We start from the raw sequence: 16,500 nt of genomic DNA, 5'->3' as shown, positions 1-16,500 counted from the left end.
CCAGGGCGTCACCCCCGCAGCACCGCCAGGATTTCCGCACTCGCCCGCGCGCGATGCGCGGCGGTGGCGGCCCGTGCCGCCTCGGCATCGCCGGCCTGGAGCGCGGCCAGGATGGCGGCGTGCTCCTCGGCCGACACCACCGGCTCCGGCCGGCGCGCGGCGGTCAGCGCGCGGGCGCGCTGCGCCTGGTCGGTCGCCGTGGCGGCGAGGCGCGCGAGCTTGGGGTTGCCGCAGCCCTCGACCAAAGCGCGGTGGAAGCGGTCATCCGCCGCCGCCCAGGCGGCGCGGTCGCCGGCCGTGAGCGCGGCACCCATCTCCGCCGTGGCGCGCGACAGCGCCGCCAGCGCAGCGGGTTGCGCCTGCATCGCCAGCAGCGCGGCGGCCGCGCCCTCCAGCGCGATCAGCACCTCATAGGTCTGGCGCAGATCCTCCGGGTCCAGCGGCAGGACGCGCACGCCCTTGCGCGGCAGCACCTGCAGCATCCCCTCATGCTGCAGGCGCAGCGCCGCCTCATGCACCGGCGTCCGGCTCATGCCGAGCTGGTCGGCGATGGCCTGCTCGGCGGTCTCCACCCCCGGCGGCAGCAGCCCCTCCAGGATGCTGGCCTTCAGCGCGGCATAGGCCGCATCCGCGAGCTTTTCGCGCTGGGGCGCGGGGGCCGTCGCGGTGACGCGCAAGGGAGGGGGATTGACTTCCATACCAGCTTCCATACCAGTAACCCCAGCAGAAGGAAACCGCACATGCGCACGCACAAGATCGCCGCCATCCCGGGTGATGGAATCGGCCAGGAAGTGATCCCCGCCGGCCTCGAGGTGCTGCGCGCGCTGACCGAACGCGCCGGCGACTTCGCGCTGGAGGTGGAGGAATTCCCCTGGGGCAGCGATTTCTACCGCGCCACCGGCCGCATGATGCCCGAGGACGGGCTGAAGACCCTCGAAGGCTTCGACGCCATCTATTTCGGCGCGGTGGGTGACCCGCATCTGCCGGACAGCCTGACCCTCTGGGGGCTGCGGCTGAACATCTGCCAGGGCTTCGACCAATACGCGAATATCCGCCCGACGCGCGTCCTCCCCGGCCTCGAATCCCCGCTGCGCCACCTGGCGCCGGGCGGCCTGGACTGGGTGATCGTCCGTGAGAACAGCGAGGGCGAATATGCCGGCCATGGCGGCCGTGCCCATCGCGGCCACGCGATCGAGATCGCGACCGAGACCTCGATCTTCACCCGCGTGGGCGTCGAGCGGATCATGCGCACCGCGTTCCAGATCGCGCAGAGCAGGCCGCGCAAGCTGCTCACCGTCGTTACCAAGTCCAACGCGCAGCGCCACGGCATGGTCTTCTGGGACGAGATCGCCGCCGAAGTGGCGAAGGACTTCCCCGACGTGACCATGGAGAAGGAGCTGGTGGACGCGATGGCCGCGCGCATGGTCCGCAAGCCCGCCAGCATCGACACCGTCGTCGCCACCAACCTGCACGCCGACATCCTGTCCGATCTGGCCGGTGCGCTCGCCGGCTCGCTCGGCGTGGCGCCCACCGCGAACCTGGACCCCTCGCGCCACCGCCCCTCGATGTTCGAGCCCATCCATGGCTCGGCCTTCGACATCACGGGCAAGGGCATCGCCAACCCCATCGCCACCTTCTGGACCGCCTGCATGATGCTGGAGCATCTGGGCGAGAAACCCGCCGCCGCCCGCCTCATGCGCGCGATCGAGATGGCGACGGCCAAGGGCGTGCTCACGCCCGATCTCGGCGGCACGGCGACGACAAAGGACGTGACGGCGGCGGTGGTCGAGGCTATCCGTGCGGATAATCAATAACCGCTTGGCAATAATCCACTATCGAGGAACACGTTCATGCTGACCCGCCGCGCCACGCTGGCCCTGCCGCTTCTCGCCACGCCCGCGCTCGCCCAGGGTGGTTTCCCCTCGCGGCCGCTGACGCTGATGATCCCCTTCGCCGCCGGCGGCCCGACCGACATGATCGCGCGCCTCATGGCCGAGGGCATGTCGAAGGAGCTTGGCCAGCCCGTGGCGGCCGAGAACGTGACCGGCGCGGGCGGCACCATCGCGGCCGCGCGCGTCGCCGCCTCCCGCCCCGATGGCCACACGCTGCTGATCCACCATATCGGCCTGGCCGCCGCTGCCACCCTCTACCGGCAGCTGCCCTTCAGCATCGAGCGCGGCCTGGCGCCGCTCGGCCTCGTCTCCCACACCGGCATGACGCTGGTGGCCCGCCCGGATTTCCCGGCGAATGACCTGCGCGGCTACATCGCCCAGCTCCGTGAGCGCGGCGACGCGCTGAACCTCGGCCATAGCGGCCTCGGTGGGTCCAACCAGCTCTGCGGCATGTTGCTGCAGCACGCGGCCGGGCGCAGCGCCACCACCATCGTCTTCCGCGGCTCGGCGCCGGCCATGACCGAGATGATGGCCGGGCGCCTGGACATCAGCTGCGAGCAGGCGACCGTCGCCGCCCCGTTCATCCGCGACAACCGGATCAAGGGCTTCGCCGTGACGCTGCCCGAGCGCATCCCAGGCCTGGACCTGCCCACCACGCGCGAACAGGGCGTGGACCTCATCATGTCCGCCTGGCATGGCCTCTACGCCGCCGCCGGCACGCCGCCCGAGATCCAGGCGCGCCTCGCCCAGGCGATGCGCGCCGCCCTGCGCGAGGAGCGCCTGCGCGCGCGCTACGCCGAGACGCTGACCACCGTCGCCGCCGAGAACGAGGTGAACCCGGACTACCACGCGAGCTTCCTGGCGAGCGAAATCACCCGCCTCAGGCCGCTCATCGTGGCCGCAGGGCAATACGCCGACTGATCGGCCACAACGACAGGATAGCTGACCCAATCTGCGTGGCACGCATGGGTGTGTTGCCGAATTCCGGTATTTCACCCATGGATCATTTCAATACACTCGCGCCACACGCAACATTATTGCTGGATCGCGCGCATGACCGACATCCCCTTCACCCCGACCCGCTCGCCCCGCCCGAAGCCGGATGATGCCTCGCTCGCCTTCGGCAAGGTCCTGACCGACCACATGTTCATGATGAATTACGAGGAAGGGCGCGGCTGGCATGACCCGCGCGTGGTGCCCTATGCGCCGCTCTCGATGGACCCCGCCACCTCAGTGCTGCATTACGGCCAGGCGGTGTTCGACGGGCTGAAGGCGTTCCGCGGCGAGGATGGCCAGATCCGCCTGTTCCGCGCCGAGCGGCATGCGCAGCGCCTCAACAAATCCTGCCGTGCCCTCTGCATCCCCGAGATGGATCCCGGGCTGATCCGCGAATCCTTCGAGGCCGTGGTCGCCGCCGACCATGACTGGGTGCCGCGCGCGCCCGGCACCTCGCTCTACATCCGGCCCACCGTGGTCGCCACGGACGTGATGCTCGGCGTGCATCCGTCCCACAGCTACATCTATTTCGTGATCTGCTCGCCGGTCGGCGCCTATTACAGGGAGGGCGTGAAGCCGATCCGTATCCTCGCCAGCGACAACCATGTGCGCGCGGTGCAAGGCGGGCTTGGCGAGGCGAAGACGGCCGCGAACTACGCCGCCTCGCTCTCCGCGCAGAAGGAGGCGGCCGAGGCCGGCTACACCCAGGTGCTCTGGCTCGATGGCGTGGAGCGCAAATACATCGACGAGGTCGGCACCATGAACATCATGATGCAGATCGGCGACGAGGTGATCACGCCGCCGCTGGCCGGCACCATCCTCGACGGTGTCACGCGGAACTCGGCGCTGGCGCTGATGCGCGACTGGGGACTGCGCGTCTCCGAACGCAAGATCAGCATCGACGAGGTCATGCAGGCCGGCCGCGACGGCACGCTGCGCGAAGTCTGGGGCACGGGCACCGCCGCCGTGGTCTCGCCCGTGGGCGAGCTCGGCTACAAGGGCGACGTCATCCGCATCGGCAATGGCCACACCGGCCTGCTGACGCAGCGCCTCTACGACGCCATCATGGGCATCCAGTACGGCCGCGCCCCCGATCCGCATGGCTGGATGAGCGTGGTGAAGCGGCCCGGCGCCGGGAACGCCTGATCGCGGCAGGAGACGGACTGAATCCAGGGCTCCGCCCTGGACCCGCCGGGGCCGAAAGGCCCCGGACCCCAGGAATTAGCGCCCCAACCAAGCCGACAGGCGCGCTGGAGCCTCCGCCATCGCGGCTTCGTCGCCGCAATAGCTGAACCGCAAAAACCGCGCGCCGCGCGTGCGGTCGAAATCCACGCCGGGCGTGGCCGCGATGCCGGCGCCCTCGAGCATCCGTGCCGCAAACGCCACGCTGTCATTGGTCAGGTGCGAGACGTCGCACCAGAGATAGAATGCGCCATCCGCCGCCGCGATCCGGTCAAACCCCGCTTGCGGCAGCCCCTCCAGCAGGCGCGAACGGCTGCGCGCATAGGCGGCCTTCTTCGCCTCGAGTTCCTCCACGCAATCCATCGCCGCCCGCGCCGCCACCTGCGCCACATGCGGCGCCGAGATGAACATGTTCTGCGCCAGGCATTCCACCGGCCGCACCAGATCCTGCGGCAGCACCAGCCAGCCGATGCGCCAGCCCGTCATGCACCAGTATTTGCTGAAGCTGTTGACGATGACCGCACTCTCGGAAAACGCCGCCGCACTGCTCTCGGCCACGCTGCCCCAGGAAAGGCCGTGATAGATCTCATCGGAGATCAGCCTGACGCCCTTCGCATGGCACCAGGCCGCGATCGCCGCGAGTTCCTCCGGCGCCAGCATCGTCCCCGCCGGGTTGCACGGGCTCGCGATCACGAGGCCATCCGGCAGCGGGTCCAGCTTTTCCAGCATGGCCAGGCTCGGCTGGAAGCGCGTCTCCGGCCCGCATTCCAGCAGCACCGGATCCATGCCGAGCGCCGTCAGGATATTCGCATAGGGCGGATAGAAGGGGGCGGCCATCGCCACCCGGTCGCCGCGGTCGAACGCCGCCAGGAAGGCCAGCGGAAAGGCGCCGGACGCCCCCACCGTGACCGCGATGCGCGCGGCCGGTACGCGCAGCCCGTAATGCTCGAGGTAGTGGCGCGCGATCCGCTCGCGCAGGTCCGGCAGCCCGAAGGCCTCGGTATAGCCCAGCGGCGCGCCCGATTGCAGCGCGGCCATGGCGGCGGCCACCGCGCCGGCCGGTGCGGCGGTGCCGGGCTGCCCCACCTCCATGCGCAGGATGCCGGGCGCGCCGGCGGGCAGGCTCGCGGCGCGCGCATTGGCGGCCGCGATCACATCCATCACGAGGAAGGGCGGCGCTTCCGCCCCCCGGCCAACCTTCAGGCTCACCTGTCGGTGGCGCCCATCGCCACGCCCGTCCCGCGCGGATCGGAGAGCGTGGTGCAGAGCGAGGGCCAGCCCGGCAGGTAGCGCGGGCACATGCCGATCTGCGCGCGGCCCGGCTCGGGCACGATCTGCACCGCCGCCTCGGCGCTGGCGTCGCGCAGCATCTGCGCGGCGAGCGGCCCGGCCACGGCCATCGCCGCCCCTTCCTGGCCCGAGCCCGCGGCCGCCATGCGGAAGGCGCGCAGATTCGGGTTCCAGCCCACGGCGGCGGCCAGCAGCGGCGGCTGCACGCGGCCGATATTCGGCGCCGCCGCCATCAGGAAGCCCATGCCCGGCGCGATGCGCCCGGTGCCGAAGAGGTTGTTCATGGTGAAGGCGCAGCTCACCGCATTGCCGTCGCGGTCATAGACCATGAGGCCGGCGCTGGCCGGCAGGTTGCCGGGCAGGCCGCCGGGCAGCCCTTCCTCGGCCAGCAGGGCCTGTGGGTCGCCCCCGCGCTGGCGCCAGGCGGCGGCCACGGCCAGCGCACGCGCCTGCGCCTCTTCCAGCCGCTGGTTGGCCTGCAGCGCCTGGAAGGCGGCGGCGGCGGCCAGCCCGCCATCGGCCGGCGGCGGCAGGAAGGCGATCCGGTCGCCCGAGCGGGCATTGACGAAGACCGGCCGCACCACTTCGGGCAGGGCCGCGCGCATCTCGCCCACGCTGATCGTGCCGGCGCCGATCTGCGCGGACGCCTCCTCGATCCGGCGGGCCAGTGCGCCCTGGTGCAGGTCACCCACGCCGGCCACGCGCAGCGCCGTCAGCGTGCCGCCCAGCGGCGGGTTCTGGAAGCGGTCGCCCACCTGGACGGGCCGCCCATCCGGCCCGGCGAAGACGGCGCGCGCCTGCGGGTCGGCAAAGAGCGGTGCCTGAACCGCGATCAGGTCATTGTAGAGCGCGCGCGACATGGGCGCGCCGAAGCGGGCCAGCTGCTCGGCGGGCGCGATCAGTTCCTCGAAGGGGCGGCCGCGCGGCATGCGGGCCTGCACGGCGAAGAGGCCGCGCGCCATCAGCGGCACGGCGGCCGGGCGGTCGGCATTGGGCGGGATGCCGGCGCGCGGGCCGGGCAGGAAGACCAGCGCCTCGGGGTCGTTGCGGCGCACGTCGTAAAGGATGCAGGCGCCGCCGCCGCCAAGGCCGACGCGCGAGGGCAGCGTCACCGTCATGGTGAAGGCCGCCGCCACCGCCGCATCCGCCGCATTGCCGCCGGCCGAGAGGATGTCCCGCGCCACGGCGGCCGCCACCGGCTCCTCGGCCGCGACGCCGCCCAGGAAGCCGCGGACGAAGCCCGGCGTGCCCGCCGGCACGGATGAGCCGCCCAGCATCGCGTTGGTGGCGTTGCGCGTGGCCTCGCAGCCGGCCAGCGTGAGGCCGCCCAGCAGCAGGGCCAGCATGCGGATCGGTCGCTTCATGTGCCGCGCGGTGTTGCTCATGCGTTCGACGCTCTGTTCCTCAAGCTGCCGGACCCTCCGGCGGGTCACCTGGGATAGACGCCTTCGCCCCCCCAAGCAACGCCGGGCCGGTTTTTTCGCCGCGCGCGGGACGGCGCCACCGGGATCGGCTATACCATGCCCCGGAAGAGGAGCCGTAAAAGGCATGAGACAGACAACGAAGCGGCGCGGCCTGCTGGCGCTCGCAGCCCTGGTCCCGGGCACCGCCATGGCCCAGGGGCTCACCCCCGAGCAGCGGGCCGAGGTGGTGCAGATCCTGCGCGATTCGCTCCGCCAGGACCCCTCCATCCTGCGCGACGCCCTCTCCAGCCTGGAGCTCGCCGAGGAGACGGAGCGCGCCGCCGCGCAGACCCGCGCCATCGCGAGCCGCGCCGAGGCCCTTTTCCGGGACCCGAATGACGCGGTGAAGGGCAACCCGCAGGGCCGCGTCACGATCGTCGAGTTCTTCGACGCGCGCTGCGGCTACTGCAAGCAGCTGCACCCCACCATGGAGCAGCTGATCCAGCGCGAGCGCGACGTGCGCGTGGTGATGAAGGACCTGCCGATCCTCGGCCCCAATTCCGTCCTGGCTTCCCGCGCGCTCATCGCGGCGCAGCGGCAGAACCAGTATGGCGCCCTCTATGACGCGCTGATGCGCCTGCGCGAGGAACCGACCGAGCCCGTGCTGCGCCGCGAGGCCGAGCGCCTGCGCCTCGACTGGGCGCGCCTGCGCCGCGACATGGAAGACCCCGCCACCACGGCGCGCATCGAGCGCAACCTGGAACTGGCCCGCGCGCTGGGCATCCAGGGCACGCCCGCGCTGGTCGCCGGCACCACGCTCATCCCCGGCGCCGTGGACCTCGCCACCCTCCAGCGGCTGACGGCCGCCCAGCGGAGCTGACCCCATGACGCCCGGCTACATGAGCGGCTTCGGCAACGGCTTCGAGACGGAGGCGCTGCCCGGCGCCCTGCCGGTCGGCCGCAACTCGCCCCAGCGTTGCGCCTATGGCCTCTATGCCGAGCAGCTCTCGGGCTCGCCCTTCACCGCGCCGCGCGCGAGCAACGAGCGCTCCTGGCTCTACCGCATCCGCCCGACCGTGGCCCACTGGGGCCGCTTCCAGCCGATGGACACGCGCCACTGGCGCACCGCCCCCTGCGCCGAGGTCGCCATGGCCCCCGCGCCGCTGCGCTGGGACCCGCTGCCGATTCCGGGGGAGAGCCTCTCCTTCATCGAGGGCATCCATACCATCACGACGGCTGGCGATGCCGGGTCCATGGCGGGCATGGCCGCGCACATCTACCTCGCCACCCGCTCCATGGCGGATGAGGTCTTCTACAACGCCGATGGCGAGATGCTGATCGTGCCGCAGCAGGGCGCGCTTCGCCTCGTCACCGAATTCGGCGTGATCGACGCGGCGCCGGGCGAGATCGCCGTCATCCCGCGCGGCGTGAAGTTCCGCGCCGAGCTGCCGGACGGCCCGGCGCGCGGCTACATCTGCGAGAATTACGGCGGCGGCCTGACCCTGCCCGAGCGCGGGCCGATCGGCGCCAATTGCCTGGCCAATCCGCGCGACTTCCTCACCCCCGTCGCCGCCTATGAGGATCGCGACGCGGCCACGAAGCTGATGGTGAAATGGGGCGGCGGCCTCTGGGCGGCGGAGATCGGCCATTCGCCGCTCGATGTCGTCGCCTGGCACGGCAATTACGCGCCCTACAAATACGATCTGCGCCGCTACTCGCCGGTCGGCCCGCTGCTGTTCGACCATGCGGATCCCAGCATCTTCACCGTGCTGACCTCCGCCTCCGAGACGCCGGGCACGGCGAACATCGATTTCGTGATCTTCCCCGAGCGCTGGATGGTGGCCGAGAACACCTTCCGCCCGCCCTGGTACCACATGAACGTGATGAGCGAGTTCATGGGGCTGATCTATGGCGTCTATGACGCGAAGACCGGCGGCGGCTTCGCGCCGGGCGGCTTCTCGTTGCACAACACCATGCTGCCGCACGGCCCCGACATGGACGCCTTCGAGGCGGCGAGCCGCGTGGATCTGAAGCCGCACAAGCTGACCGGCACGCTGGCCTTCATGTTCGAGACGCGCTTCCCGCAGCGCGTCACGGCCTTCGCGGCCGGCGTGGCGCAATTGCAGCAGGACTACCCGGATTACGGCGCCGCCCTGCGCCGCAACTTCGACCCATCCCGGCCCTAGGGAGCGCCCATCAGGCCACACCTCCCAGATCCATCCGGCCGCACAGCGGCCGGCGCCGCCCAACCGCCCGTATGGCCCAACGCGACCGCGGCGCGGCGAAGCCAAGCGGCCGGAGGCCGCGCCCGGCGTCTGAGGGCGTTAAAACACCTTTACCGGCCGCAGCGCTTGCGCCGCGGCCGGCAACGTGACGGTGAAGACCGCGCCCTCCGGCCCGTTGCGCGCCTCGATCGTGCCGCCCATCGCCCGGATCAGCCCATGCGAGATGGAGAGGCCGAGGCCGGTGCCGGTCTCCGGCCCCTTGGTGGTCACGAAGGGCTCGAAGATGCGCGCCAGGACCGCGGGCGGGATGCCGCCGCCGGTATCGGCCACGCTGAGCGCCACGCGGCCATCCTCCAGCCGCTCCGCCCCGATGCGGATGCGGCGCGCCGCGCCCGGCGGCAGCGCGCGCATCGCGTCGCGCGCATTGATCAGCAGGTTCAGGAGGGTCTGCTCGATGCCGACCGCATGGCCCATCACCAGCGGCGACGGCTGTCCCAGATCCACTTCCACGCGCACCGAGGCCTCGCGCAGGGCGGCATCGGCCAGTGCCAGGGTCTGCCGCACCACATGGGCGAGGTCCACCGGCCGCGCCGCCTCGCCCTCCGGCGTGCCGCGCGCGAAGCGGCGCAGGTTCTCGATGATGTCGGCGGCGTGGGCCACCTGCTCGATGATGCGGTCCAGCCGCTCGGTCACCGCCTCGCCACGCGCGGCCGAGATCAGCGCGTTCTCCGCCAGCAGCGAGACGGATTGCAGCGGCTGCTTCAGCTCATGCGCGATGCCGGCCGCCATCTCGCCCAGCGAGGAGAGGCGGCCCGCCGCCGCCGCCCGCGCCGCCGCCCGCAGCTCGGCCTCCACGTTCAGCACATAGCCCACCATCTCGCCCCCGCCATCGGGCCGGTGGGTGAGGCGGCGCGCATGGGTCCGCATGGCGCGCAGGCTGCCATCGGGCTGGATCATCTGCCAATCCGTCGTGCCGCTGCCCTCGCGCATCACCTCGGCGAAGAAGCTCCGGCTGGAGACGCCGGGCGGGTAGAGCGGGCTCCAGTCATCCTGGTCGCGCAGCGTCTCGGCCGGCCAGCCGGTCACGGTCGGGATGTCGCCCGCGCGGTAGAGCAGCCTCACGCCGCCATCGGGGTCGATGTCGCGCAGGAAGATCACCGCCGGCAGCCCGCCCAGCAGCCGCTCGATCTGATCGCGGCCCGCGCGCAGCGCCGCCGCCTCCTGCCGGGCCAGGCGCAGCGCCTCCCGCCGGTGCGCGAGGGCAAGCAGGCCGAGCGCCGAGGCGAGCGCGGCCAGCGCGGCCAGCACCCAACCGAGCATGGTGCTGGTCGCCTCCGCCTGGCCCACCCGCGTGCGGCCGACGAAGACGATCCAGCCCGGCGCATGGGCCAGGCGCTCATAGGCGAAGGTGGTCAGCCGGCCATCCACGCGCGCGCCGACGGTCACGCCGCTCTGCCGCCCCACGGTGCTGGCGATGACCTCGGGCGGGCTCGGCGTGGCGAGCGGCGGGCCTTCCGCGCCGCGGGTGTGCATCAGGATGCGGCCCTGGGAGTCGGTGACCGCGACGAACTCGCCCGCGCCGCGCGCGAGCGGCGTGATGGCGGCCAGCAGGTTTTCCGGCCGGAAGCGGAACACGACGAGGAACACGAGGTGATCGCCGCTCAGCACCGGCGCCACGACGGCGAGGCTCTGCTCACCGGAATAGTTGAGGAAGAGATCGGAGATGACGGGCCGCCGCTCCACTGCGGCCCGGCCCGCCGCGCGCAGCAGCGTCGCGCGCTCCTCCGGCCGGGGATGCACCGGCAGGGGGCTGGTCAGCGGGACGTCGCTCGCGGCGTGCAGCTCGAAATCCGGGGGTTCGCCGAGCAACAGCACTTCGCCGCCCAGCAGCTGGGCCACCGCCAGGCCACGGCGGTGGAAGCTCGCATGGTCGTCGTCGCGCAGCAGGGAGGGCGCCAGCGAGAGGGTGGTCATCGCGGCGGAATAGGCGGCCATGCGCGCATCCACCGCCGCCGCGACCAGCGCGGCCGTGTCGCGCAGCCGCACCTCCTCCGCCTTGCGATAGGCGCGCACCGCCTCGGTGATGGCGAAGCCGGCGAGCAGGAGCAGGGGCAGCAGCGCCAGCAGGGCCATGCCCATCCCGCCCAGCCGGGGGGCGGGGCGAAGGCGGGGGCCTGGCGGCTTGGGCGGTCGGAGTGGCACGGGCTCGGACAATTCCTGGCGGGCTGGCGGACCTTAGCACCGGCCGGCCGGGCTTGGCACGGCCCGGCGTGACTTGGGGGGCCATTTGTGATTGGTTACAGGAGCGAGAGGGTCGCACCACGCGGCCGCCAGAACCATCCCGCAGGAGGGGGAGCCCATGTCGCACGCCACCAACCCGGGCCCCGTCACCTGGGCCGATGGTTCGACGATCGGCGTCCTCGTCGTGGATGACGAGCCGGTGGTGGCGGAGCAGCTGGCCCAGGGCCTGGCCGCGCATGGCATGCGCACCGGCTTCGTCCACAGCGCGGCCGACGCGCTCGCCCAGCTGGACGCGGACCCCGGGATCGGCGTGGTGGTGACCGACATCCGCATGCCGGGCGGGGATGGCCTCGGCCTCGCGCAGAAGATCCTCGCCCAGCGCCCGGCCAGCGCGGCGGTCGAGGTCATCATGATCACCGGCCACGCGACGATCGAGGACGCGACGGCCGCCGTCCGCACCGGCGTGGCCGATTTCCTCCGCAAGCCCTTCCGCCTGGCCGAGGCGGCGCAGGCCGTGACCAAGGCGATGGCGCGCGTCGTCACCAACCGCCAGGAAGCGACCGAGCGCGCCGCCGCCTCCGACCGCATGGCCCGCATGGAGCAGGAGCGCGCCGCCCTGCAGGACCAGATGCGCGCCCTGGGCGAGCGGCTCTCCGCCCAATCCGCCCCCCCCGCCGCCACCGCCGCCATCGAGCGCGACATGGCCGCCATTTCGCACGCGCTCCGCACGCCGCTCATCGCCATTTCCGGCGGGGCCGAGCTGCTGGCGCATGGCGGCCTCTCCCGCAGCCATGAAGCCGAATATCATGACCTGCTGCGCGGCGGCGTGCAGCGCGTGGTCCAGGCGGTGGAACTGGTCGAGGAACTGCACCGCATCGAGCGCCCGGCGGCCGGCGAGGCGCCGGCCCCGGTGCCCATGGCCGCCGCGCTGCGCGCCGCGGTGGCGGCCGCGCGCCCGGTGGCGGAGGCCAAGCGGCTGCGCCTCGGCACGACGCCCAGCCTGCCCGAGCTGGCGCCCCAGGGCATCCCCTCCCGCCTGCGCCGCGCCGTCGAGCAATGCGTGAACGCGGCGGTGGACTGGTGCACCGAGGGCGGCGACGTGCTGGCCATGCTGGAGCGCCATGAGGAGGGCGGCGCCGCCTGGGCGCTGGTGACGCTGCTCGCCGGCCCGGCCGATGGGCTGGAGGCGCCGCCCCCGGGCCTCGCCCTGCCGGCCAGCGGCACCGCCCATGGCCGCACGCAGGAATCGCTGCACTTCGCCATCGCACGCCGCATCGCCGAGCAGCATGGCGGGCAGCTCACCTCCTGGAATGGCGGCCCGGGCTGCATGGCGATCCGGCTCGCATTGAGGCTGTGACGGAGGCCCGCGCCAACGGGCGCCGGCTGCGCGGCGGGGCCTATGCGGTCCTGTTGGGCGTGCTGCTGATGCTGGGCGCCGGCGGATTCCTGCTGGTGCGCAGCGAGGCGATGCGGCTGCAGCATGGGGCCGAGGCCGAGAATCTCCGCCTCGTCGCCGTCGGCGCCCAGGCCGCCACGCATGGCCTGCGCCAGACGTTGGAGGCGGTGAGCTCCATGCAGAGCCTCGCCGCCTCGCTCGCCCTCAGCTACGCCGAGCCGGGCGCACCGGAGCGGCGCGTGATCGAGGGCCTGCTGCGCGATGTCGCGACGCAGGAGCGCTTCGGCATCCTGCAGGTCGCGCTGATCGACCGGGAGGGATACCTCACCTGGTCCACCGCACCGGGCTTCGTGGGCGTGGACCTGGCCGACCGCGAGCATTTCCGCGTCCATGCGGATGGCTGGCACGGCGCCTTCGTCAGCGTGCCGCTCATCGGCCGCGCCTCGGGACGCTGGAGCCTCAACATCACCAGCGGGATCCGCGATGCCGATGGCGGCTTCATGGGCGTGGCCGTGGTCTCGGTGGACCCGCTGCTGCTCTCGGCCAGCATGGGGGAGCTGCAATTCGCCGCCGGCGTCACCGTGAACCTGCTGCGCCGGGACGGCATCGTGCTGGCGCGCAGCCAGCAGACGGCCGATATGCTGGGCGTGCTGCGCGCGGGGCCCGACCTGCCGCGCATCCAGGAAGAGCCGGTCGGGCAGAAGATTACCGAGGGGCCGATCTCCGGCCGGCCCATCTTCCTCGCCTGGCGGCAGATCGCCGGCTGGCCGCTCGCCGTCACCTTCGCGATCGATTCCGAATCGGCGATGCAGGATTCGGCCCGCCACGCGCAGGATCTCTACGTCCTTCTGGTGGTGGCGCTCGCCGCCGTGGCGATCGGCGGCCTGCTGCTGATCGAACTGCGCGCCCGCCGCGCCGCCCGCGAGACGATGGCGGCGGTGGAGGCCTCGCGCGCCGAGATCAGCCGCCTGCTGAACGGCCTGCCGGGGGCCGCCTATCGCAGCCATATCTCGACCGAGGGAGAGCTGACGCGCCTGCACCTCTCGCCCGCCATCGCGCGCATCACCGGCTGGCCGCTCGAGCGCTTCGCCCCCGCGGGCTCCTACAACGCCATCATCGAGGCGGAGTTCCGCGGGCTGCGCCGCGGCTTCTTCCAGGACGTCCGGCAGGCGGGGCACGGCACCATGGAATACAGCATCAAGGGCGCCGCGGGCCCGATCTGGGTGCGCGATGACTGCCGGGTCATCAGCACGCTGCCCGATGGCCGCGTCGAGGTGGTGGGGCTGATCACCGACATCACGGCCGAGCGCAACCTCAAGGCGCAGGCGCTCTCCGCCGCGCGGCTGGCGACCTTGGGCGAGATGGCGGCCGGCGTCGCGCATGAGCTGAACCAGCCCTGTGCCGCCATCACCCTCGCCGCCGACCTGGCGTCGCTGGAGCTGGAGATGGGCGGCCCCGATCGCCTCGCCACCGCCCGGCAGCGGCTGGACGAGATCGCCCGGCAGACGTTGCGGATGCGCAGCGTGATCGACCATTTCCGCCTCTTCGCCCGGGTGGACCATGGCGGCGAGACGGCGGTGGACTGGGCGGAAGCCCTGGCCGGGGCGCGCACCATCGCGGGCGGCACCATGGCGGCCGCGGGCGTCACGGTCGAAGCGGCGCTGCCACCTGGCCTGCCCGCGGTGCGGGGCAGCCTGGTCGCGCTGGAACAGGTGCTGGTCAACCTCCTGGTCAACGCGCGCGACGCCATGGAGGAGGTGCCGGAGGCCGAGCGCGTGGTCCGCATCACCGCCGCCACGACGGAGGATGGCGCCTCGGTCGTCCTGCGCCTGCGCGACCACGGCACCGGCCTCCCGCGGGAGGCGCTGGAGCGCAGCTTCGAGCCCTTCTTCACCACCAAGCCGGTCGGCAAGGGGACCGGCCTCGGCCTTTCCATCGCGCATGGGACGGTGACCGGCTTCGGCGGCAGCATCACGCTGCGCAACCACCCCGAGGGCGGCGCGGAGGCCGAAATCCGCCTGCCCGTGGCCCAAGCCGAAGGCGCGGCGCAAGGCGCGCCCGCGGCCCCGGCGGTCGCCACGCCCACCGGCTAGGCCCGCACGCGACGCCCGCCGGCGCCATTGGCCTTTGCCGCGAAGCCGAGCAAGCTCGCGCCGCTGCCGGAGGAGACGCCCATGCCCGATGCCACCCATGACCCCGCCCGCCGGAGCTGGGTCCCCTCGGCCAATGGCCACCCCGATTTCCCGATCCAGAACCTGCCGCTTGGCCTCTTCACCCCGCCGGGCGGGGGCGCACCGCGCGCCGGGGTCGCCATCGGCGACGCCATCCTGGAGCTGGAGGAGGCGCTGCCCGACGGCACGCTGAACGCGCTGCTGGCCCAGGGGGCGCCGTGGCGCCGCGCGCTGCGCGCCCGCCTCTCGGAGGAGCTGGCCGAGGGGAGTGCGGCGCAATCGCGCCTCGCCCTCCGCCTGCACCCGGCCGCCGCCTGCACGCTGCACGTGCCCGCCCGCATCGGCGACTACACGGATTTCTACGTGGGCATCCACCACGCGACGGCGGTGGGCAAGCTGTTCCGGCCGGACAATCCGCTACTGCCCAACTACAAGCATGTGCCCATCGGCTATCACGGCCGCGCCTCCTCCATCATCGCCTCGGGCACGGCCTTCCGCCGGCCCGCCGGGCAATTGCCACGGCCGGAGGGCCCGGCCTTCGGCCCCTGCGAGCGGCTGGACTACGAGCTCGAGCTCGGCATCTGGATCGGTCCCGGCAACGCGCAGGGCGCGCCCATCCCGATCCGCGAGGCGGCCCAACACATCGCCGGCTTCTGCCTGCTGAACGACTGGTCGGCGCGCGACATCCAGGCCTGGGAGTACCAGCCGCTCGGCCCCTTCCTCGGCAAGAGCTTCGCCACCAGCATCAGCCCCTGGATCATCTCGCCCGAGGCGCTGGAACCCTTCCGCATCGCGCCGCCCGCGCGGCCCGCAGGCGACCCCGCCCCCCTGCCCTATCTGCGGGACGCGGCGGATGCGGCGGCGGGCGGCCTGGACCTGGCGCTGGAGGCCTGGCTGGTCACGCCCGGCCTCGCGGCCCAAGGCCTGCCGCCGCACCGCATCGCCGACAGCAATGCGCGCCACATGTACTGGACCGCCGCGCAGATGGTGGCGCATCACAGCTCCAATGGCTGCAACCTGAACCCGGGCGATCTCTTCGGCTCGGGCACCATCTCGGGCCCGGAGCGGGACGGCTATGCGAGCCTGCTGGAGGCGACGCAGGGCGGGCGCGAGCCGCTGAAACTCGCCTCGGGCGAGGAGCGCCGCTTCCTGGAGGATGGCGACGAGGTGATCCTGCGCGCCACCGCCCGGCGCGCGGGCTTCGTCACCATCGGCTTCGGCGAATGCCGCGGGCGGGTGCTGCCGGCGGGCTGAGGCGCCGCGGTCACGCCACCCCGGCGGAGCACCGCCTAGACGCGCTGCAGCAGCCGCGCCTTCTCCGGCTCGGAAAGCTGGGTCTGCTGCGCCCAGACCGCTTCCGACCAGCCCGGCGCCTCCTCCAGGATGGCGACGATCTCGGCGGTCTCCAGCGTCTCGGCGAACTCATTGGCGGTCATCGCCGCCGCGTCCCAGCGGGCGGCGGTGGGGTGGATCACGCCCGCCGGGGTCTGCCCGGCCAGCAGGCCCTCCTCGGCCAGCAGCGCCACGCGCCGGGCGGTCACGATGATCCGCGCCGCGGCCTCGATCCGCATCTTCTCCCAGAAGGTGCCCCCCACCAGGGAGGCGAGCGTCTCCAGCGCGCGGCTGCGCATGGCGTCGGGCGAGAGCGAGAGGCCCGCATCGGGCATGGTTTCCTCCGGTGTCATGGCGGACCCGCGGGCCCGG

General features: G+C 72.6%; 13 protein-coding genes. 8 read left to right on the top strand and 5 right to left on the bottom strand.

Translation table 11 applies throughout. The features are described 5' to 3' along the window. Positions 1-8 precede the first annotated feature (8 nt). Positions 9-698, bottom strand: a complete 690-nt coding sequence (locus R9Z33_RS02810; RefSeq protein WP_318649791.1) for a GntR family transcriptional regulator — start codon at positions 696-698, stop codon at positions 9-11. A 42-nt stretch (positions 699-740) separates the two neighbouring features. On the opposite strand from R9Z33_RS02810, the gene R9Z33_RS02805 reads away from it, so the two are divergent. From R9Z33_RS02805 to R9Z33_RS02795, 3 genes are all read left to right on the top strand, one after another. Next, complete coding sequence (locus R9Z33_RS02805; protein ID WP_318649790.1) at positions 741-1,814, top strand: tartrate dehydrogenase; 1,074 nt, start codon at positions 741-743, stop codon at positions 1,812-1,814. A 36-nt stretch (positions 1,815-1,850) separates the two neighbouring features. Then, positions 1,851-2,813: a Bug family tripartite tricarboxylate transporter substrate binding protein gene (locus R9Z33_RS02800; RefSeq protein ID WP_318649789.1), complete on the top strand. Its 963-nt coding sequence runs from the start codon at positions 1,851-1,853 to the stop codon at positions 2,811-2,813. A gap of 132 nt (positions 2,814-2,945) precedes the next feature. Next, positions 2,946-4,034 (top strand): branched-chain amino acid aminotransferase, encoded by a 1,089-nt coding sequence (locus R9Z33_RS02795; RefSeq protein ID WP_318649788.1) that lies wholly within the window; start codon positions 2,946-2,948, stop codon positions 4,032-4,034. A 75-nt stretch (positions 4,035-4,109) separates the two neighbouring features. On the opposite strand, the gene R9Z33_RS02790 is transcribed toward R9Z33_RS02795, so the two are convergent. Further along, positions 4,110-5,279 (bottom strand): pyridoxal phosphate-dependent aminotransferase, encoded by a 1,170-nt coding sequence (locus tag R9Z33_RS02790; protein ID WP_318649787.1) that lies wholly within the window; start codon positions 5,277-5,279, stop codon positions 4,110-4,112. Next, positions 5,276-6,745 carry a gamma-glutamyltransferase gene (locus R9Z33_RS02785; RefSeq protein ID WP_318649786.1) on the bottom strand — a complete coding sequence of 490 codons (1,470 nt, stop codon included), beginning with the start codon at positions 6,743-6,745 and terminating at the stop codon, positions 5,276-5,278. Before R9Z33_RS02785 ends, R9Z33_RS02790 begins: the two co-directional genes overlap by 4 nt. Positions 6,746-6,908: 163 nt before the next feature. On the opposite strand from R9Z33_RS02785, the gene R9Z33_RS02780 reads away from it, so the two are divergent. Both R9Z33_RS02780 and hmgA read left to right on the top strand, forming a co-directional pair. Continuing rightward, positions 6,909-7,643 (top strand): DsbA family protein, encoded by a 735-nt coding sequence (locus R9Z33_RS02780; RefSeq protein WP_318649785.1) that lies wholly within the window; start codon positions 6,909-6,911, stop codon positions 7,641-7,643. 4 nt (positions 7,644-7,647) lie between these two features. After that, positions 7,648-8,949, top strand: coding sequence for a homogentisate 1,2-dioxygenase (gene hmgA / locus R9Z33_RS02775; protein WP_318649784.1), 1,302 nt, complete (start codon positions 7,648-7,650; stop codon positions 8,947-8,949). A 138-nt stretch (positions 8,950-9,087) separates the two neighbouring features. Here the strand turns inward: hmgA and R9Z33_RS02770 are convergent, their stop codons facing one another. Next, on the bottom strand, positions 9,088-11,121 hold the full coding sequence (locus R9Z33_RS02770; RefSeq protein ID WP_318649783.1) for a sensor histidine kinase: 2,034 nt from the start codon (positions 11,119-11,121) through the stop codon (positions 9,088-9,090). A gap of 226 nt (positions 11,122-11,347) precedes the next feature. Here R9Z33_RS02770 and R9Z33_RS02765 point away from each other — a divergent pair, with 226 nt between their 5' ends. The 3 genes from R9Z33_RS02765 (at position 11,348) to fahA (ending at position 16,050) form a co-directional block, all read left to right on the top strand. After that, positions 11,348-12,586: a response regulator gene (locus R9Z33_RS02765; RefSeq protein ID WP_318649782.1), complete on the top strand. Its 1,239-nt coding sequence runs from the start codon at positions 11,348-11,350 to the stop codon at positions 12,584-12,586. Further along, positions 12,583-14,718, top strand: coding sequence for an ATP-binding protein (locus R9Z33_RS02760; protein ID WP_318649781.1), 2,136 nt, complete (start codon positions 12,583-12,585; stop codon positions 14,716-14,718). The genes R9Z33_RS02765 and R9Z33_RS02760 overlap by 4 nt, the downstream gene beginning before the upstream one ends. A gap of 81 nt (positions 14,719-14,799) precedes the next feature. Further along, a complete protein-coding gene (fahA, locus tag R9Z33_RS02755) occupies positions 14,800-16,050 on the top strand; it encodes a fumarylacetoacetase (protein WP_318649780.1) in 1,251 nt (416 codons plus the stop codon). Positions 16,051-16,085: 35 nt separating this feature from the next. On the opposite strand, the gene R9Z33_RS02750 is transcribed toward fahA, so the two are convergent. Next, complete coding sequence (locus tag R9Z33_RS02750; RefSeq protein WP_318649779.1) at positions 16,086-16,463, bottom strand: hypothetical protein; 378 nt, start codon at positions 16,461-16,463, stop codon at positions 16,086-16,088. Between the last annotated feature and the right edge of the window lie 37 nt (positions 16,464-16,500).

Source organism: Sediminicoccus rosea (assembly GCF_033547095.1).
Lineage (GTDB): Bacteria > Pseudomonadota > Alphaproteobacteria > Acetobacterales > Acetobacteraceae > Roseococcus > Roseococcus rosea.
This window is presented reverse-complemented; position numbering and strand designations above follow the sequence as displayed.